16 protein-coding genes are annotated in these 18,113 nt (G+C 35.3%); 9 read left to right on the plus strand and 7 right to left on the minus strand.

Translation table 11 applies throughout. The features are described 5' to 3' along the window. Window positions 1-30: 30 nt before the first annotated feature. Window positions 31-1,965 (plus strand): LTA synthase family protein, encoded by a 1,935-nt coding sequence (locus tag ACHRV5_RS15755; protein ID WP_395427382.1) that lies wholly within the window; start codon window positions 31-33, stop codon window positions 1,963-1,965. Window positions 1,966-2,035: 70 nt separating this feature from the next. On the opposite strand, the gene meaB is transcribed toward ACHRV5_RS15755, so the two are convergent. The 3 genes from meaB to ACHRV5_RS15770 form a co-directional block, all read right to left on the minus strand. Continuing rightward, entirely contained in the window at window positions 2,036-3,133 is a 1,098-nt protein-coding gene (meaB, locus tag ACHRV5_RS15760; protein ID WP_230002983.1) for a methylmalonyl Co-A mutase-associated GTPase MeaB, read from the minus strand. A 382-nt stretch (window positions 3,134-3,515) separates the two neighbouring features. Continuing rightward, window positions 3,516-4,157: an NAD(P)-dependent oxidoreductase gene (locus tag ACHRV5_RS15765; protein WP_395427383.1), complete on the minus strand. Its 642-nt coding sequence runs from the start codon at window positions 4,155-4,157 to the stop codon at window positions 3,516-3,518. 56 nt (window positions 4,158-4,213) lie between these two features. Further along, complete coding sequence (locus ACHRV5_RS15770; protein ID WP_395427483.1) at window positions 4,214-4,621, minus strand: Rrf2 family transcriptional regulator; 408 nt, start codon at window positions 4,619-4,621, stop codon at window positions 4,214-4,216. A gap of 117 nt (window positions 4,622-4,738) precedes the next feature. On the opposite strand from ACHRV5_RS15770, the gene ACHRV5_RS15775 reads away from it, so the two are divergent. From ACHRV5_RS15775 to ACHRV5_RS15785, 3 genes are all read left to right on the plus strand, one after another. Next, window positions 4,739-5,650 carry an AEC family transporter gene (locus tag ACHRV5_RS15775; RefSeq protein ID WP_047778502.1) on the plus strand — a complete coding sequence of 304 codons (912 nt, stop codon included), beginning with the start codon at window positions 4,739-4,741 and terminating at the stop codon, window positions 5,648-5,650. Between the two features lie 18 nt (window positions 5,651-5,668). Then, window positions 5,669-6,883, plus strand: coding sequence for an MFS transporter (locus tag ACHRV5_RS15780; protein WP_395427384.1), 1,215 nt, complete (start codon window positions 5,669-5,671; stop codon window positions 6,881-6,883). Between the two features lie 87 nt (window positions 6,884-6,970). Then, window positions 6,971-7,609, plus strand: a complete 639-nt coding sequence (locus tag ACHRV5_RS15785) for a peroxiredoxin (protein WP_047778500.1) — start codon at window positions 6,971-6,973, stop codon at window positions 7,607-7,609. A 190-nt stretch (window positions 7,610-7,799) separates the two neighbouring features. Here the strand turns inward: ACHRV5_RS15785 and ACHRV5_RS15790 are convergent, their stop codons facing one another. The 3 genes from ACHRV5_RS15790 to ACHRV5_RS15800 all read right to left on the minus strand — a co-directional run bounded on the left by ACHRV5_RS15790 (window position 7,800) and on the right by ACHRV5_RS15800 (window position 12,744). After that, window positions 7,800-10,034 (minus strand): cation:proton antiporter, encoded by a 2,235-nt coding sequence (locus ACHRV5_RS15790; protein ID WP_047778499.1) that lies wholly within the window; start codon window positions 10,032-10,034, stop codon window positions 7,800-7,802. A 220-nt stretch (window positions 10,035-10,254) separates the two neighbouring features. Beyond that, window positions 10,255-11,601 (minus strand): adenylosuccinate lyase, encoded by a 1,347-nt coding sequence (gene purB / locus ACHRV5_RS15795; RefSeq protein ID WP_047778498.1) that lies wholly within the window; start codon window positions 11,599-11,601, stop codon window positions 10,255-10,257. Between the two features lie 453 nt (window positions 11,602-12,054). After that, complete coding sequence (locus ACHRV5_RS15800) at window positions 12,055-12,744, minus strand: SIR2 family NAD-dependent protein deacylase (protein WP_395427385.1); 690 nt, start codon at window positions 12,742-12,744, stop codon at window positions 12,055-12,057. Between the two features lie 229 nt (window positions 12,745-12,973). Between ACHRV5_RS15800 and ACHRV5_RS15805 the strand changes: the two genes are divergently transcribed. The 5 genes from ACHRV5_RS15805 to ACHRV5_RS15825 all read left to right on the plus strand — a co-directional run bounded on the left by ACHRV5_RS15805 (window position 12,974) and on the right by ACHRV5_RS15825 (window position 16,242). Continuing rightward, window positions 12,974-13,318, plus strand: coding sequence for a type II toxin-antitoxin system HigB family toxin (locus ACHRV5_RS15805; protein ID WP_395427386.1), 345 nt, complete (start codon window positions 12,974-12,976; stop codon window positions 13,316-13,318). Further along, window positions 13,315-13,875: a helix-turn-helix transcriptional regulator gene (locus tag ACHRV5_RS15810; protein WP_047778495.1), complete on the plus strand. Its 561-nt coding sequence runs from the start codon at window positions 13,315-13,317 to the stop codon at window positions 13,873-13,875. The genes ACHRV5_RS15805 and ACHRV5_RS15810 overlap by 4 nt, the downstream gene beginning before the upstream one ends. A gap of 104 nt (window positions 13,876-13,979) precedes the next feature. Continuing rightward, window positions 13,980-14,549: an adenylyl-sulfate kinase gene (cysC, locus tag ACHRV5_RS15815; RefSeq protein WP_230002976.1), complete on the plus strand. Its 570-nt coding sequence runs from the start codon at window positions 13,980-13,982 to the stop codon at window positions 14,547-14,549. 2 nt (window positions 14,550-14,551) lie between these two features. Then, on the plus strand, window positions 14,552-15,526 hold the full coding sequence (locus tag ACHRV5_RS15820; protein ID WP_395427387.1) for a sulfotransferase family protein: 975 nt from the start codon (window positions 14,552-14,554) through the stop codon (window positions 15,524-15,526). Window positions 15,527-15,579: 53 nt separating this feature from the next. Continuing rightward, complete coding sequence (locus tag ACHRV5_RS15825; RefSeq protein WP_047778492.1) at window positions 15,580-16,242, plus strand: RNA methyltransferase; 663 nt, start codon at window positions 15,580-15,582, stop codon at window positions 16,240-16,242. A 264-nt stretch (window positions 16,243-16,506) separates the two neighbouring features. Here the strand turns inward: ACHRV5_RS15825 and ACHRV5_RS15830 are convergent, their stop codons facing one another. Beyond that, on the minus strand, window positions 16,507-18,111 hold the full coding sequence (locus tag ACHRV5_RS15830; protein ID WP_395427388.1) for a PepSY domain-containing protein: 1,605 nt from the start codon (window positions 18,109-18,111) through the stop codon (window positions 16,507-16,509). Between the last annotated feature and the right edge of the window lie 2 nt (window positions 18,112-18,113).

Consider the following 18,113-nt stretch of genomic DNA (forward strand, 5'->3'; position numbering starts at 1 on the left):
ACCCAAAAATTTCACCTTAAATTATCTTTAATGAAAAAAATAAGTTTTTTAAAACCCGTTTTTAATTTTATAGCAATCGGATTGCTAATTAGTACTTTAAGCCGACTATTTTTATTTTTTATCTTTAAAGACAGAGTGGTCGAAACACCAAATTTCTGGTATATTTTCCCAATCGGTCTGCGAATGGATTTAATATTATTGTGTTATTTGTCTTTTCTTCCGGCTGTTTTAATTACATTTTTGCCTGCTAAATGGATAAAATTCACGAATAACTTTTTGGTGATTTATAGTTTTTTGTTCCTGTTTTTAATTCTTTTCGTAGAATTAGCAACGCCCGATTTTGTAAAACAATACGACACACGTCCCAATAAAATTTTTCTGGACTATCTGATCTACCCAAAAGAAGTGGTGGGAATGTTGTTGAAAAGTTATCTGACGTCTATTATCGTTACGTTTTTAATTTTGGGAGTGGTACTTTATTTTGCTTTCAAAAAAGGAAAACGTTTCTTTCACACCACCAATACCGAATATAAATTCAAATTGATGCTTTTTCCGTTAGTGGCTTTTTTATTGTTTTTTGGAGCACGTTCCAGTTTGACTTCAAAACGACCAATTAACGCCAGTAATGCAGTGTTTTCTACTGATCAATTAACCAATACTTTGGGGTTGAATTCTTTTTATACGGTTGCCTTTGCAGCCTATTCGATTAAAAACGAAGGGAACACCAAAATGTACGGAAAAATGGAGGAAGCGGAAGCTATTGCTCGTGTGAAAAAATACATGATTGCCGGACCAACAGATTTTACTGATGCTGAAATTCCGTTTCTGCATGTGCAACAACCGGATACTGCTGTAGCAAAACCGTATAACCTGGTTATTTTTCTACAAGAAAGTTTAGGTGCGGAATACGTTGGAATCTTAGGAGGAAAACCCCTGACACCGGAATTTGATAAATTATCAAAAGAGGGATTATTGTTTACCAATTTGTATTGTACAGGAACGCGTAGTGTTCGTGGTATCGAAGCAGTTGTAACAGGATTTTTACCATCGCCATCTGAAAGTGTGGTGAAATTAGGAAATTCACAACAAGGCTTTTTTACATTGGCTGATGCCTTAAAACAAAAAGGTTACGATACCAGTTTTATTTATGGTGGAATGGCAAATTTTGATAATATGGCTTCGTTTTTCAACGGAAATGGTTTTCAGGACATTGTAGATCAGGCAGACTTTGAATCGGATGGAAACAAATATGCGTTCAAAGGAACTTGGGGGTATTCAGATGAAGATCTGGTAACAAAAGCAAACAATTATTTTAAAGCTAAAGGCGATAAACCGTTCTTTTCTTTAATGTTTTCGACTTCCAATCATGAGCCTTTTGAATATCCGGCCGGAAGAATAAAACCTTACGATCAAAAACCGGCAACTGTAAATAACGCCATGAAGTATGCGGATTTTTCAATTGGAAAATTCTTTGAAATGGCTAAAAAAGAAGCGTATTTTAAAAACACCATTTTTATTGTCATTGCAGATCATAATACAAGAACTTACGGAAAGAATTTAGTGCCGATCAATAAATTTCATATTCCGGCTTTAATAATGGGACCTGGAGTTCAAAAAGGAAGTGTTTACAGCAAATTGGCAAGTCAGATCGATATTCCCCCAACTTTATTAGGGTATTTAGGAATTCCGTTTGAGACACCGATGGTAGGTAGAAATTTAAATAAACTCGATGCTAAAGTTCAGGGAAGATCTATTATGCAGTTTAATGATATCAATGCGTTCAGAGTAGAGAATCAGGTTGTAATCATGCAGCCCAATTTAAAGCCTCTGCAATTTGAAATCAAAAATGATACAACTTTAGTTCCTGTAAAACTAAACGAAGAATTAGCCAAAGATGCTTTGGCACACGTTATTACGGCAGGAAATTTATATAAGGAGAATAAGTATAAGCTTCGAAAAAAGTAATTTTTAAGAGGCTGAGGTTCTGAGTGACTAAGATTCTAAGTTTAATTTTCTTAGAATCTTAGCAACTTAGTTACTTAGTATCTTTTCCAAAATATAACGCCAACAAATTTTGAGCAGCTGCAAAAGGTGATAATTCATCATTTTGCACTGCTTTTTTGTTTTGCTCCAGTTGTGAAATTATTTCCGGTTGGTTGTAGAAGTTCAATCGGAGTTGTTCGTTGATGGTTTCCATCATCCAAAAATGATTCTGATCTTTTCGTTTTTCGTGAAAATAGCCCGTATTAGTTGTCATTTCGAAGTAACTGGAAATGGTTTCCCAGATTTCAGAAATTCCTTCGTGGGTAATGGCACTGCAGGTAGTTACTTTGGGTTGCCAGGTTGATTTTTTTGGTGGAAATAAATGCAAAGCCCGGTTAAATTCCAATTTGGCCTGAGTAGCTTTTTTGATGTTATCACCATCAGCTTTATTGATGACAATAGCATCCGCCATTTCCATAATACCCCGTTTGATGCCCTGAAGTTCGTCGCCGGCACCCGAAATTTTTAATAAAAGAAAAAAGTCGACCATGCTGTGGACAGCGGTTTCACTTTGTCCGACACCTACTGTTTCGATTAATATAGTATCAAAGCCAGCGGCTTCACAAAGTATAATTGTTTCCCTTGTTTTTCGGGCCACTCCGCCTAGAGTATCTCCTGATGCGCTGGGTCTTATAAAAGCATTTTCATTTTTTACGAGTTCTTCCATTCGGGTTTTATCGCCTAGAATACTGCCGTGAGAAAGTGAACTACTGGGATCAACGGCCAAAACCGCTACGTTTTTACCTAAGCCAGTCAGAAAGGTTCCAAAGGTTTCGATGAAAGTACTTTTTCCAACACCGGGAACCCCTGTGATGCCTATTCGGATCGATTTATTGGCATAAGGAAGACAACCTTTGATAACTTCATTTGCTTTTTCGGCATGCTCGGGATTGGTACTTTCAACCAAAGTAATGCCCCGACTTAAGGAAGTCCTGTTGGCGTTAAGAATTCCATCAATCAATTCTTCGGCAGAAGGTTGTTTTTTTCTGTTTTTCTGAATCTGATTAATAGCAGAAATGCTGGTAATTTCAGGAGGTGAAATTCCGGCTTTTTCTTGCAGACTGCTAACTTGTTTTTTTGAACTCGACAAAACATTCTTTTTGGTAGTGTAAAAGTACAGAAAACAAAAACAGTTTCAAAAGGCAAATTGGCTTTTGAAACTGTTGAGGTTAGTAACACGAATTACACGAATTTTCACGGATTGTTTTTTTGCTTTATGGTGAGAACGAAAAATTTGTGAAAATTCAGGACTATAAAAAAGTAGAAACTTAACGACTCAGAAAACAAAAATAGTTTCAAAAGGCGATTTAGCTTTTGAAACTGTTGAGGTTGGTTAACACGAATTACACGAATTTTCACGAATCGTTTTTGCTGTAAGTGAGAAAAAAAATTAGCGGTAATTAGTGTAATTCGTGGCTATAAGAAAAACTCAGAACCTTAGAATCTTAGTTCCTCAGCAACTTAAAAAAAAATCAATATGCCGCCGTAAAACGTACTTGATGATGTTTTGGAGTTTCTGCTTCATCAGCGATAACAACCGCTAAATCCTGTACTGATAAGATACTTCTTTGTTCGTCATTAAAAACCGGATTTTCCAGTCCTAAACGGTAGTTACCTGTTCTTCCAGTTGTAATACCTTGGTGCATTTCAAAAGCAGGGCTGAAAAAGGCCCAATCCAATTCTTTTTCTTCTTTGATGAGGTTTAAGTAATCCCTTGCTGCAGTCGCACCTGCATGGTATTCTTTTGGGAAATCTGGAGTGTCCACTGCTTGTAGATTGGGAGCTACAAATAAACTTCCGGCTCCGCCAATGGTAATAAAACGTTTTACTCCCGATTTTTTTACCGCTTCCTGAATGGCTTTTGAACCGGCAATAAAATCATCGTAAATATTTGGGTTGGTCCAACCGGAGTTGTACGCGCTGATTACAAGGTCATTTCCTTTTAAGGCATCAGCCAATGCAGCCGTGTTAAAAATATCCGCAGCTACCCAATTTACATTTGGAGTTTCTTTTGGAGTTCTGGCAATGGCTGTAATTTCATGATTTCTTGTAGCCAGTTCGTTTAAAATAGCGGAGCCAACAAATCCGGTAGCTCCAATGATTGCAATTTTCATAATATATCTGTTTTATTAGTAATAAAAAATGTTACAGTTTTGTATAAAAAAAAGTTTTAGAACTGATTTGAAAAATCTTCTAAGGTGATACCACTCAGTTGCAGACTAACTTTTTCATTCATTTCGGCATATAATTCGGCTAAATTTTGGTTGATTTTTTTTCCAACCGGACAATCAGGATTAGGCTGATTTTTCGCATAACCTAAATTGATTGTGTCAAGCGTCATTTCAAATACTTCTTTCAAAGTAATATTCGAAGCCGCTTTAGACAATTTTGTACCGCCGTTTTTGCCTTCTTTACTTTCTACAATATGATTCGCTTTTAGATTCGCAATTTCCTTTCTAACCAAAACCGGATTAAGGTTAATGCTTCCTGCAATAAATTCGGAAGACAAATAATCATTTGGGAATTTAGTGAGTAAAGTTAAAATGTGAATCGTTATGGCAAACTTACCTGAAATCATACTGTAATAAAATATGTTACAAATGTATAAGGTTTTATTCAATAAAAAAAAGTTTTAACTGAAAATTAATAGTATTCAATGTTTTATAAAACCTTATTTTTGCAATCATTCTGCGCTATGAACAATTTTATTCTAATATTCTTCTTTTTGACTTTGGGTTTGCTTTTACAAAGAGTAAAGCAGTTTCCGACTTCTGTTTATAAGCTTTTGAATAAAATAGTCATTTACGTTTGTCTGCCGGCCATTACCTTGTATCACATACCGAAAATAAAATGGAATGCTGACTTACTGTTTCCGATAGGATCAGGATGGATTAGTTTTATACTTGCCTTTGTGTTTTTTCATTTTCTGGGAAAAAAGTTAGGCTGGTCTAATAAATTGATCGGTTGTTTGATTCTGACGGCAGGATTAAGTAACAGTTCCTTTCTAGGCTATCCGATTATTGAGGCTTTATTTGGAAAAAAAGGTTTGGAAACCGCCGTTCTTGTCGATCAGCCGGGAACCTTTGTGGTGGTTTCGACTTTAGGGATTTTTGTGGCTGCATTTTATTCAAAGGGAAGTCCTGATGCATTAGGGATTTTAAAGAAGGTTGTTCTTTTTCCTCCATTTATTACGTTTGTTGTCGCCTGTCTGCTGAATGTTTTTCAAGTGGAGTTTGACGAAAGCCTGCAAGCCATTTTGTTGAAGATTGGAAGTTTTGTAACTCCTTTAGCCTTGCTTTCTGTAGGGTTGCAACTTACGTTTGACCGAAGAAGCCGACATTGGAAATTCTTGCAATTAGGGCTTTTTTACAAACTTATTCTGGCTCCTTTTATCATTCTGGTTTTGTATGTTTTTATTTTAAAACAACATTCAGAAGCGATCAAAATCACCCTTATGGAAATGGCAATGGCACCCATGATAACCGGTGCAATTTTGGCCTCGACTTACGGATTAAAACCAAAGCTCAGCAGCATGATGATTGGTTTCGGAATACCGGCTTCCTTCATCACCCTTACCATCTGGTATTTTATAGTTAGTTATATATAATTTTTTTGTTACCATAATATGAATTCATCTACTCAGATTGCTACAATTGATAGCAGTGCTTTAGCTCAAAAAACCGTTTATTCGGTATTATTCTCCATTGCATTTGCCCATTTGCTGAATGATTTAATGCAATCTGTAATTCCATCTACTTACCCGATTTTAAAAGAAAACTTCAATCTGAGTTTTACACAGATCGGATTAATTACGTTTGTTTTTCAGTTAACCGCTTCTTTGTTACAGCCTTTTGTTGGATTTTATACCGATAAAAAGCCAAAACCATACTCACTAGTGGCTGCAATGCTTTTTACTATTCTTGGATTAGGTTTATTGTCTATCTCAACTTCCTTTTGGATGATCTTGACTTCGGTGGCCTTGGTAGGAGTTGGTTCTTCTATTTTCCATCCTGAAGCTTCCCGTGTTGCTTTCTTGGGTTCAGGAGGGAAGCGTGGTTTGGCACAATCAATTTTTCAGTTGGGAGGAAATGCCGGTAGTGCTATCGGACCTTTGTTGGTTGCTTTGGTAGTTGCTCCTTATGGACAATCGTATGTGATTTGGTTCGTAATAGCAGGAGTTTTAGGAATCATGATTCTGTCGAGAATTGCACTTTGGTATGAAAATCATATGAGCCTGAGAGCGGCAAAAAAATCAGGTTTAGAGGAAACAGTTCCATTATCCAATAGAAAAATCACTATTTCGATTATTGTTTTATTGTTGTTAATATTCTCTAAGTTCTTTTACATGGCCAGTATGTCCAGTTATTTCACTTTTTATTTAATGAGTAAATTTTCTTTAGACATTCAGGAATCGCAGTACTATCTGTTTATTTTCTTAGCTTCTGTTGCGGCAGGAACTTTAATAGGTGGTCCATTAGGGGATCATTTTGGAAGAAAATATATTATTTGGTTCTCTATTTTAGGAGCAGCGCCATTTACCCTGCTTTTGCCTTATGCTAATTTGTTCTGGACAGGAGTTTTGGCCGTTATTATCGGAATTGTTATCGCTTCTGCATTTTCGGCAATCTTAGTTTATGCTCAGGAATTGAAACCCGGAAAAGTCGGAATGATTTCTGGTTTGTTCTTTGGTTTTGCTTTTGGAATGGGCGGTTTAGGATCGGCTATTTTGGGCTATATTGCAGATAAAACGAGTATCGAATATGTCTATACAATAAGTTCCTATTTGCCTTTAATTGGAGTTTTGGCTTACTTTTTACCGAATATTCAAACGAAAAAGTAGGGGCGTTTTTTAACTATTTTTGTGAAAATCAATGTTTTCTTTGTTCTTTTTTTGAGTAATTTTAGAGGAACTAAAAAAAGTACAATTATGTCAACATTACGATTAGGCGATATAGCTCCCGATTTTCAGGCTGAAACAACCGAAGGACCCATTCATTTTCATGAGTGGCTCGGAGATTCCTGGGGTGTTTTATTTTCGCATCCATCCGATTTTACTCCGGTTTGTACAACTGAACTAGGAACAGTTGCCAATTATCTTCCGGAATTTACAAAAAGAAATACAAAAGTTATCGCTTTGAGTGTAGATGGTTTAGAATCTCATTTGGAGTGGATAAAAGATATCAACGAGACTCAGAATACAACGGTTAATTTTCCGATCATTGCAGACGAAGATAAAAAAATAGCAACGTTATATGATATGCTTCATCCAAACGCCAGTGATAAATTTACAGTGCGTTCGGTATTTGTAATTGGTGCTGATAAAAAAATAAAATTGACGCTAACTTATCCTGCATCAACAGGAAGAAATTTTGACGAATTGCTACGTGTTATTGATAGCTTGCAATTAACAGCAAATTATAGTGTAGCAACTCCGGCAAACTGGAAAGATGGAGAAGATGTGGTTATTACTCCGGCAGTTCCGGACAGCGATATCCCTGCAAAGTTCCCAAAAGGACACACACCTATAAAACCTTATTTACGTATGACTCCGCAACCGAATAAATAAAGTTGCTTAGGTTCTGAGGGACTAAATTTCTAAGATAGGAGTTTTTTGCCGGGTGAATTTAACTAGTAATTTATTAAGCCCTTAAGTCCCTAAAATAAAGTTTTAGAGATTTAAGGGCTTTCTTTTTTTTAAAGTATTATACTTAGTCACTTAGAGCCTTAGTAACTCAGAACCTTAGTAACTCAGAACCTTAGGATTTCAATAAATCCGACATTCTTTTTTTGTCTCCAACCACCCAAAGAATATCATTTTTTTCTAAGATTAATTGGGATTCGGGATTTAGGATTCTATTACCGTTTCGTTCTATACCTACTACCAGACCGTTGGTTTTTACTCGAAATTGTCCAATGCTTTTTTGTATAAATTCGTCTTGTGAAACTTCCAGTTGGCGCAATACAATATCTGTTTCTTCTGCTTTTTTAGGAGCTTCTACCTCATTTTGATTCAGATATTGTGCAAACTCAGTAACCTGAGCATCGGTACCGATGACACAAATTTCATCGCTTGGGAATAAACGTTCATTTTTGGTTGGAATTGGAATGGTTACATCGCCACGTTTTATATACGCAATGTTGATTCCTAATTGCTCCCGAATTCTTAATTCTTCGAGTGTTTTACCCACTAAATTGGATTCTTTTCCAATGTCAAAAAACGACATGTGTCCGTCCCAAGGCATTAAGTTGGCATATCTTCTGTCGATTTTTTTGTTTTCGCGATCGTTTAAATTCTTCAAAAAGTGATTTTCGATTTTATGATATTGTTCGTTTAACTTTTTAGGAAATATTTGATACGCTCCAATAGCAATAATCAAGGCGATAAAAGCGATTAGGGGCGAAAAGAAAATATTCAACAGAAATCCGACAAAGAACAAACCAAGACTCATTCTGATTAAAATCAACATTAAAAGAGCCCCTCTGTATTTGCGTTCTGCCCATAACTCTTCAACTTCTTCTACTGCCACACGTCGCAAAGAAAGTGCCCATAAAAACGGAGCAATTACTACCAAAGTGATCAGAGCAGCTAAAGTGTTTCCAAATCGCGTATCGGCTACTAGTGGCGCTATAAATTTTGACGACGATAGAATTACAGCAACAATGATAATCGTATGCAGTATAATTTGAATAATATAGGCATGAAGTACTTTTTGCCAAGTGCTGACCGATTTTATAGCTTGTGCGTTGACACTATAACGGTTGATGTTTTTGACCCATTTTTTTGGAAGTTTACGTTCTAAAAGTTCCGAAAAAGGAACTGCATATTTTACCATAAACGGAGTCGTAAAAGTAGTAACAGCAGAAACGGCTACCACAATTGGATATAAAAAGGAGCTTGTGACATTTAGCGTCATCCCGAGAGTGGCAATAATAAAGGAGAACTCCCCAATTTGCGACAAACTCATTCCGGTTTGTACAGACTGTTTTAAGGGTTGACCGGCCAGTAAAGCACCAATAGTAGAGCTTACCGATTGACCTACGATTGTTAAAATCGTTAAAATCGCTACAGGAACAGCATGTTCGTAAAGCATCTTAGGATCGATTAACATTCCGACCGATACAAAAAAGATCGCCCCAAATAAGTCTTTTACAGGTTTTATTAAATGTTCGATATGCTCAGCCTGTGTAGTTTCGGCAATAATTGAACCCATTATAAAGGCACCTAATGCTGGAGAGAAACCGACATTTGCAGCAAAACTTACCATCATCAAACATAAAGCAAGGGAGATAATAAGTAACATTTCGTCTGTCAGTAAATGTTTGGCTTTTTTTAGAAGTGTCGGAATAAAAAAGATACCACCGACAAACCAAGCGGTCAGAAAGAAAACTAATTTTAGAACAGACATCATCAATTCGCTACCCGAAAATTGCTGACTGACTGCAATTGTTGAAAGTAAAACCATCATTAAAATAGCAACGAGATCCTGTACAATCAGGGAACCAATAACAATTCCGGCAAATTTTTGCGCTTTTACACCCAGTTCATCAAAAGTTTTCAGGATAATGGTCGTTGACGAAATCGATAAAATCACCCCGAGGAAAATACTGTCCATCTGTGACCAGCCCATCCATTGCCCGACCAGATACCCCATGATGACCATAGTGATAATCTGGGTAATAGCCGTAATCGATGCGGTACCGCCGACTTTCATTAATTTCTTGAAACTAAATTCGAGTCCGAGACTAAAAAGGAGAATAATTACACCAATCTCAGCCCAGACCTCAACACTTTTCATCTCTGTAATCGAAGGGAAAAAATCAAAATGATTTCCTGCCAAAAAACCTGCAATTAAATAGCCCAGAACAAGAGGCTGTTTCATTTTTTTAAAGAGAAGCACAGCAATTCCGGCGGTGATCAGGATTAATCCCAAGTCGCTGATTAAAGGTTGTAAGTGGTGTGTAGTTGCGGCGGCGGCGTTTATGGCAATCATATAGGGAATGTTTTTTCAGGAGTTTAATCCAGTTTTCCATTTCAAACTTTTGTGAAAAAAATGTAGTTTTGTACACAAAGCTTTTTATTTCAAATGAAATTCACTCAACTCTTATAAAATAAAAATTAAGTGAAATAATCTGGGCTAACTTCCAATCGGATTAAATAAAAAAAGCTACCGTTAAAGATAGCTTTTTTTGGTAAAATATTTTAGGTTTTCTTTAAATTCCTGTGTAATTAGCAGGTGTTATTTGCATTAATTCGGCTCTAACAGCATCAGAAACTTCTAAAGTGGCAATAAAATTATGAATAGCCTTTTTATCAATTGCTTCGTTGGTTCTTGTTAAACCTTTTAGCGCTTCGTAAGGATTTGGATAAGCTTCACGACGTAAAATCGTTTGGATTGCCTCAGCCACAACTGCCCAGTTTTTTTCTAAATCTTCAGCAAATTTTGCCTCGTTTAAAAGTAATTTGTTTAAACCTTTCAAAGAAGCTTCAAAAGCAATAATGGTGTGTCCAATTGGAACTCCGATATTACGCAAAACAGTACTGTCTGTTAAATCACGTTGTAGTCTTGAAACAGGCAATTTAGCAGCTAAATGTTCAAAAATAGCATTTGCCATTCCTAAGTTTCCTTCCGAATTTTCAAAATCAATCGGATTTACTTTATGTGGCATAGCCGATGAACCAATTTCACCTGCTTTGATTTTTTGTTTGAAATAATCCATCGAAACATACGTCCAGATATCACGATCTAAATCGATTACGATAGTGTTGATTCTTTTTAAAGCATCAAAAAAGGCTGCAAAGTGATCGTAATGTTCAATTTGAGTTGTTGGAAAAGAATGGTGTAAACCAAGATCTGTTTCAACAAATTTATTTCCAAACTGTTTCCAGTCAATTTGTGGATAAGCTACGTGGTGGGCATTGTAATTTCCGGTTGCTCCGCCAAATTTAGCAGCAAAAGGAATATTAAACAACAAACGCATTTGCTCTTCTAAACGCTCTACGAAAACCAGGATTTCTTTTCCTAAACGGGTAGGAGAAGCCGGTTGTCCGTGCGTACGTGCCAACATCGGGATGTTTGCCCATTCAACACTCAATTCTTTTAATTTAGAAATTAAAGTGATCAAGGAAGGCATATAAACCTGCTCAAAAGCGTCTTTTGTAGAAAGCGGGATAGCAGTATTGTTGATATCCTGTGATGTTAATCCGAAGTGAATAAACTCTTTGTATTGCGATAAACCTAACTTTTCGAAAGCATCTTTAATAAAATACTCTACTGCTTTTACATCGTGATTGGTTACTTTTTCTGTTTCTTTGATCCAAAGAGCATCTTCAGTAGAAAAGTTTTTGTAAATGTCACGTAAGCTGTCAAATAAATTAGAATTTACGTCTTTTAGTTGTGGCAAAGGTACTTCGCACAAGGCGATAAAGTACTCAACTTCAACTAATACGCGATATTTGATTAAAGCTTCTTCTGAGAAAAAAGGCGCTAATGAAAGGGTTTTATTTCTATATCTTCCATCAATTGGTGATATAGCATTCAATTCGTTTAAAGTAGTCATTGTTATGTTGTTTGTTCGAAAGGAGCAAATATAAACAGAATTTGGGGATAAAAAGTAATCAAAAGGGGCAATTGTGGGATCAAATCTAAAAGTTGTCGTGTCTTTATTTCGTGTTTTTTGATTATTAGGATCTTTTTGCCACGAATTACACAAATTGCACGAATTATTTTTTTGCCACAGATTAAAAGATTCGCACGGATTATCTAATTCTTTAATTCTATCGAACCCTTTTTGCTCTTGGTAAATAGATAGTTTTTATAGCGTGTTTTTTGACTATTTTGCTCTTTTTGCCACGAATTACACAAATTGGCACGAATTAATTTGTGTAATTCGTGCAATTCGTGTCTGTTTTTTTTGCGTCACAAATTATTAATCATTTTAATCCTTTAATCTGTGGCAAAATAAAAAGATAGCCACAGATTTTTAAGATTAAAAAGGATTTCCTTTCTCTCTTTAAATTGAATTTAATCGCTCTCTTAAAATCAGCATCCCTTCTGAAGCAATTTTGGCAATCGTTTCTACTTTATTACTGATATTAGGAATTGCAATTGGTTTTGGATCAATGTAAAAGACTGGCGTTGTGCTGTAGGTATATGAAATTAGTCCGGCAGCTGGATATACCTGTAATGAAGTTCCAATTACAACAAGATAATCTGCTTTCTCCACTATACCAATAGCTTCTTCAAGAGCGGGAACTTCCTCGCCAAACCAAACAATATGGGGGCGGAGTTGGTGTCCATTTTCATCAAAGTCACCGGTATATAAATCTTCTGTCCAGTCTAAAATCAGGTTTTTATTTTGAGTGCTTCTTACTTTTAACAATTCGCCATGCAAATGCAGGACTTTTGTGCTTCCGGCACGTTCATGTAAATCGTCAACATTTTGAGTAATAATATGTACCTCAAAATCTTGCTCTAGTTCGGCTAAAATCTCGTGGCCTAAATTGGGTTTTACTTCTTTGAGTTGTCGGCGTCTTTTATTGTAAAAATCCAGTACCAGTTCCTGATTTTTATACCAGCCTTCTGGTGTAGCCACTTCCATAACATCATGTCCTTCCCATAAACCATCGCTGTCGCGAAAAGTTTTTATTCCGCTTTCGGCACTAATTCCGGCACCGGTTAAAACGACTAGTTTCTTTTTCATTTTGATTTTTTGAATTTCAAATATAAGGAAATTGCTGTATTAGATGTTTTTATTTGTGATATCAATTCTTTACAAAAGCGCTTAAAAGTAAGTAAAATCTTATATATTTGTATTGTGTATTGCTGTAATATATGGCAACTTTGTTTATTTTTTTAAGTCAAATTATAAAAACAGATGTTAAAGTTCGGTTTTTATCAGAACTTTTCATTTACTTTGTAAAATCATTGCAATGAGAATTATAGGAAAAAAGATAATCTTAAAGATTAAAATTAAAAATATAGGAAATAAAAAGTTATGCAGTGCGATTGATAAACTCATTACTGATCTGGAAAACTTTGATTCTAAAACTGGGAAGCTCAGGGAAGTTTGGACTGATGCAGATTGTGTTCATAAGGATGGATTTTACTTTTTCAATATTCATTTTCATAGAACATTAATTTTAGTTGAGTTAGATGATGAGGGAGAAGCTACAATTGCATGGGCAGGAACGCATCAGGAGTATGAAGTTGTTTTTAAAAATAACAAATCAACTATAGAAAAGTGGTTGAGAAAAAATGGATATATAACACAATGAAAGCAAATTTTGACATTGAAAGTATAATTGATAGCGGGTTCATTTCAAATGAATTAGACTATGAGAGAGCGCTTATTGCTGATAGAAAATTAAGACTTTTGGCAAAAGAGAGTATTCACTTTAAAAATCTGAGATCAAAACTTCGAGATTTAATTGCGAAATATGAAAGTTCGGAATGGGGTGATGTTAATTTAATTGATGAAAGTAAACTTTTAGAAGTTGAAAAGTTTGAGCAAATAGCAGAACTGGAAAGAGTTTTTATCGAAAACCGAAAACAATCTATTCGGAAAAAATTGAAAGAACTTGATTTGACTCAAGAAAATCTGGCTACGCTCTTAGGTCATAAAAGTAAGACTCATATGTCTGAGCTTGTTAATGGAATAAAGCCCTTTACTTTAAAAGATTTGGTAATTATTAATAGAATACTAAAAATTGATGTGAGCTTATTAATTCCGCTTTTTCTTTCTAATGAAGAGCAATTAAGGGTGAAGGAGGCAGTCAAAAAGTTAGATAAACCAAAAGTGAAATTAAACGTAGAGGATTTACTTTTATCTTAAAATGATTATTCGTCTTTTCGTTTTCTTTTTTTAGTATTTTTACTATAAATAATTGACAAGCTACTGCTCTATATAGCTTTGTTTTTTTTATGTAAAAGCTAAAAATGATACTAATACAATTTACAGGTTTGTCAGGTTCCGGAAAAACTACATTAGCAAAGAATGTTTCGTATTTGCTGGCCGAGCAAGGACACAAAGTAGAAATAATAGATGGCGATGTTTACAGACAAACACTTTGCAAAGACTTGGGATTCTCTAAAGAAGACCGTTGTGAAAACGTCAGACGCTTATTTAAGGTAGGTCAGGATTTTGTGCAGTCAAAAGTAATTGTTTTAATGTCGGTCATCAATCCTTATGAAGAGTTAAGAAACGAAATCGGTCAATTTTCTTTTGTAAGAACCGTATTTTTGGACTGTTCAATAGATAACCTCATAAAAAGAGACCCGAAAGGATTATACAAAAAAGCACTGCTGCCGGATACTGACAGCAACAAGATCAATAATTTTACAGGAATCAGTGCTGTTTACGAAGTCCCCGTAAAAGCTGACTTAATAATAAAAACAGATTCCGAATCTGAAACTGTTTCAACTAATAAACTTTATACTTTTATAGTAGATAACCTAACGGATTCTGTTCAGGAGCAATACCATCTTATAAATAAAATAAATCTTTAAACATGGAAAATAGCGATCATCCCCTTTTACATTGGATTCCGAATAAGTTAATTGAAAAAGAGGGCGAGGTCTATTTTGAGTGGATTTATTTGGGAGATAAAAGATATTTAGATCCCTTTTTCGAAGAAACACTGGTGAAATGCGTGGGATATTCTAATAATTCAACAAGATTTAAACTGGTAAGCACAGTTGAAAATCTTATTGATTGGTCGGAACAGTTAGTTTCTACTGATTTAAAAGCATTTGTTTTTCATGTATCGCGCTGTGGTTCTACAATGTTGGCGCAGTCTTTGGCGGTTTCTCCGCAAAATATTGTAATTGCAGAAGCTCCGATTATTGATGCAATTATAAGAAGTGACCTTTTTGATTTGGATAAAAAAAAGATTCTTATCAAGGCGGTAATTGCCTTGTTGGGACAAAAAAGATTCCCGGAAGAAAAGAATCTGATTGTGAAATTAGATTCCTGGCACATTTTTGAAGCAAATCAATTAAGAGCCATTTTTCCTGAATTGCCTTTTATTCTGCTGTACAGAAATCCAACAGAAGTACTAAAATCTCATTCAAAACTAAAAGGAATGCACATGGTTCCCAATTTGCTTCCGTCTAAAGTTTTTGGAATTAATGATCAACAGATGGAAGAACTTACTTTTCAGCAGTATGGTGCCGTGGTTCTGGAAAAATATTTTGAGGCGTATTCTGATTTTTATGAAAAGGATCAAAATGTTGCAGTGTATAATTACAAAGAAGGAATGAGGGAAATTCTGGAAAAAGTAATGGATATTATAGATGTGGATTATTATATCGAAGAGGTTGACCAAATGTATGAACGTCTAAAAAAACATTCTAAAAATGAAACAAACGTTTTTAACGGGGATTCTTTTTTAGGTGAAAATTTAGCAATTGACATGGTTAAGGTGAATCATTTATATGAAAAACTGCAAGAGAAATTGACAGCACAACTGGCCGGAAGGAATTAACGGCTCCTTGTTACTAATTCTTTTTTAGTATTTTTGCGGCAAATACAACCAAAATGATTGATTTAGATTACCTCGCATTTCTTGAAAATATACTAACCGACAACCGCAAGGAAAGATTTCTAAAAGTTTTATCTAACCGTACCAAGCATTTTACAATTGCTGTAGAAGATGTTTTTCAGATGCATAATACAAGCGCTGTTATGCGAAGCTGTGAGGTTTTTGGGATTCAGGAACTGAATATTATAGAGCAGCGTTACGGAAAAAGAATTGATAAAGAAATTGCAATGGGTGCCCAGAAATGGGTAGACATCAATCAGTTTGATTCGATTGCAAATTGTGTTTCAACTTTAAAAAATCAAGGGTACCAAATTATCGCTACAACACCGCATGAAAATGACTGTTTGCTGGAAGATTTCGATATTACCAAACCAAGTGCTTTGTTTTTTGGTACAGAACGCGACGGACTTTCTCAGGAAGTATTAGATAAAGCCGATGGTTTCCTAAAAATACCAATGGTTGGTTTTACAGAAAGTTTAAATATTTCTGTTTCTGCAGCAATCATCATTCAAAACCTTACCAATCGATTACGCAATTCAACTATAAACTGGCAATTGTCTGATGAAGAAATCCTTGAAAAGCGATTAGCTTGGGCTAAAAGTTCAATCAAAGACATTAAGAGAATCGAAGCCAGATATTTTGAGGAAAATCCACGATAAGAAGACTTGACGGTTTTGTTTTTTTAACCATATAAGCGATGTAAGTTCATTTAAATTGGAGCTCGTACTTTCTTAAATGGCTTAGAATCTTTATGAGTGGAATAGCAAATCATTAGAGATTATTGTTAGTATTTTTAACCATATAAGTAATTTAAGTTCATTTAAACTGAAGCTTATATTTTCTTAAATCACTTATATGGTTTAGAAAAATTGTGATTTTTTGATAGTTATAATTAGGCACTTAGAACCTTAATAACTCAGCACCTATTTTCTCAAAAAAAGAACAAACCCTAAGACACTGACAACTAAAATAATCAGTGCCGCTACTACCATTGTCAGATCCCGAATGTTTTTTCCTGCCCAGTCCATGAATAAAAATTTATGCAAAAAGGCAAAAGAGTACCCTTCTACTTTATCCGAATTTTTGATAACAGCGGCTAATCTTGAAGTTGCTGTTTCGATAAAATAAGTTGTTTTTTCAGGGGTATCATAGGCTAGTTTGGTTACTGGCAGTCTTTTGTTGACAAAGCCATATTCACGACTTTCAAAATCAGTTAAGACTTTTGATTCCAGTAGTTTTACATCTTCCAGAGTGGGTTGAGGTTCGTCATTTGAACTTTCGGTCATTTCGCAGCAAGCGGCTTTTGGGGCGCCATCTGTAAAATAATACGCAAGGAATTCCGCATATTGCAGATCAAGGTTGGGTGTGATGGTATTGGTCGCCATATTGAGGTAAACCACTTCTGATTTGGGCTCCTTTTTTTTGCCCCATTTTGAATTTGTGTCCGATTTTGGTTTTTTGAATTTTCCGGTTTCTTTTTCGGTCAACTGACAACGATAATAAATGCTGTCGTTTAAAGTAATGATTCCAATGTTTTGAAAACGACTCCAATCTAAATTCAGAATGTTGTTTGCAACGCCAATATCTTTGGTTTCAAAAGTAGGCTCGTAAACCATTTGTGATAAAGTGTAAGGCTCCCATTTGGTGGTAGCGTGATATCCACCGCTAAAAGCAAAGGTCAAAGTAAAAAGAGAAACCCAGATTCCGATTTGGCGGTGGTATTTTCGAAGTCCTTTTTTGGGTTGTAAATTATCTGTTTTTTTAAATTGTTTCCACAGTAAACCATAAATTACAATACCACTTAAAGCAGAAAAACTAATTATAGACAAGAGGAGGATCATCGTTATAATCCGGATACTGTTGTTATAGATGGCATCAATAAACGACCAATTATGAAAAACGTCAAAAAACCAAATAAAAGCTTGCCTTGAAGTTGGATTGAAGGTAGCCAGTTTGCCTGAGGAAGTTTCTACATAAATTTCCATTCCATCCGTACGATCGAATGTCAGTTTGTAAACCGGTAAATAACGATTGACATATTTGTATTGTGAAGTAAATTCGGTTACGACTTCACTTTTTTTAACGGCGCTTTTTTGATCCTCCAGAAAGTAACGCGATAGCCATTCGGCATATTTTTGATCTCCGTTTTCCAGTTTTTTGGCAGTGGCGGTGTCAAAATACCATAGCTCACCAAGGATTGTTTTTACTTGGTAATAAGTAGCATTATTAAAAGATACAATTCTAAAATTTTTGAACTGTGTCAATTCGTTTTTTTGTAGAACTTCCTGAATAGAATACTTTAGCTGATTTTTATCGATATGCTGTTGTTCCAGTTTTTCGCGGGCGATTTCAGGTTTAAAAAAATGTGCCATAAAAGGATGCATCAAACCCGATAAGGTCCAGAAAATTACAGGAACAATTGTAATTAATCCAATAACACGATGCCATTTGTACATGTGTTGTTTGATTTTTTTAATGAATTTTGAATCCTTCTTTTTAGCCGTTTTTCTGTTTGTTTCTTTACTCATGG

The organism is Flavobacterium sp. FlaQc-52, assembly GCF_044007495.1.
GTDB classification, from domain to species: Bacteria; Bacteroidota; Bacteroidia; order Flavobacteriales; family Flavobacteriaceae; genus Flavobacterium; species Flavobacterium cupriresistens.

Coding starts and splice junctions, on each gene's coding strand:
- purB (WP_047778498.1), bottom strand. CDS start 11,601: ATGACTACTTTAAACGAATTGAATGCTATATCACCAATTGATGGAAGA.
- ACHRV5_RS15790 (WP_047778499.1), bottom strand. CDS start 10,034: ATGATTGCCATAAACGCCGCCGCCGCAACTACACACCACTTACAACCT.
- ACHRV5_RS15775 (WP_047778502.1), top strand. CDS start 4,739: ATGAACAATTTTATTCTAATATTCTTCTTTTTGACTTTGGGTTTGCTT.
- ACHRV5_RS15780 (WP_395427384.1), top strand. CDS start 5,669: ATGAATTCATCTACTCAGATTGCTACAATTGATAGCAGTGCTTTAGCT.
- ACHRV5_RS15825 (WP_047778492.1), top strand. CDS start 15,580: ATGATTGATTTAGATTACCTCGCATTTCTTGAAAATATACTAACCGAC.
- ACHRV5_RS15810 (WP_047778495.1), top strand. CDS start 13,315: ATGAAAGCAAATTTTGACATTGAAAGTATAATTGATAGCGGGTTCATT.
- ACHRV5_RS15800 (WP_395427385.1), bottom strand. CDS start 12,744: ATGAAAAAGAAACTAGTCGTTTTAACCGGTGCCGGAATTAGTGCCGAA.
- ACHRV5_RS15820 (WP_395427387.1), top strand. CDS start 14,552: ATGGAAAATAGCGATCATCCCCTTTTACATTGGATTCCGAATAAGTTA.
- ACHRV5_RS15785 (WP_047778500.1), top strand. CDS start 6,971: ATGTCAACATTACGATTAGGCGATATAGCTCCCGATTTTCAGGCTGAA.
- ACHRV5_RS15770 (WP_395427483.1), bottom strand. CDS start 4,621: ATGATTTCAGGTAAGTTTGCCATAACGATTCACATTTTAACTTTACTC.
- ACHRV5_RS15830 (WP_395427388.1), bottom strand. CDS start 18,111: ATGAGTAAAGAAACAAACAGAAAAACGGCTAAAAAGAAGGATTCAAAA.
- ACHRV5_RS15765 (WP_395427383.1), bottom strand. CDS start 4,157: ATGAAAATTGCAATCATTGGAGCTACCGGATTTGTTGGCTCCGCTATT.
- cysC (WP_230002976.1), top strand. CDS start 13,980: ATGATACTAATACAATTTACAGGTTTGTCAGGTTCCGGAAAAACTACA.
- ACHRV5_RS15755 (WP_395427382.1), top strand. CDS start 31: ATGAAAAAAATAAGTTTTTTAAAACCCGTTTTTAATTTTATAGCAATC.
- ACHRV5_RS15805 (WP_395427386.1), top strand. CDS start 12,974: ATGAGAATTATAGGAAAAAAGATAATCTTAAAGATTAAAATTAAAAAT.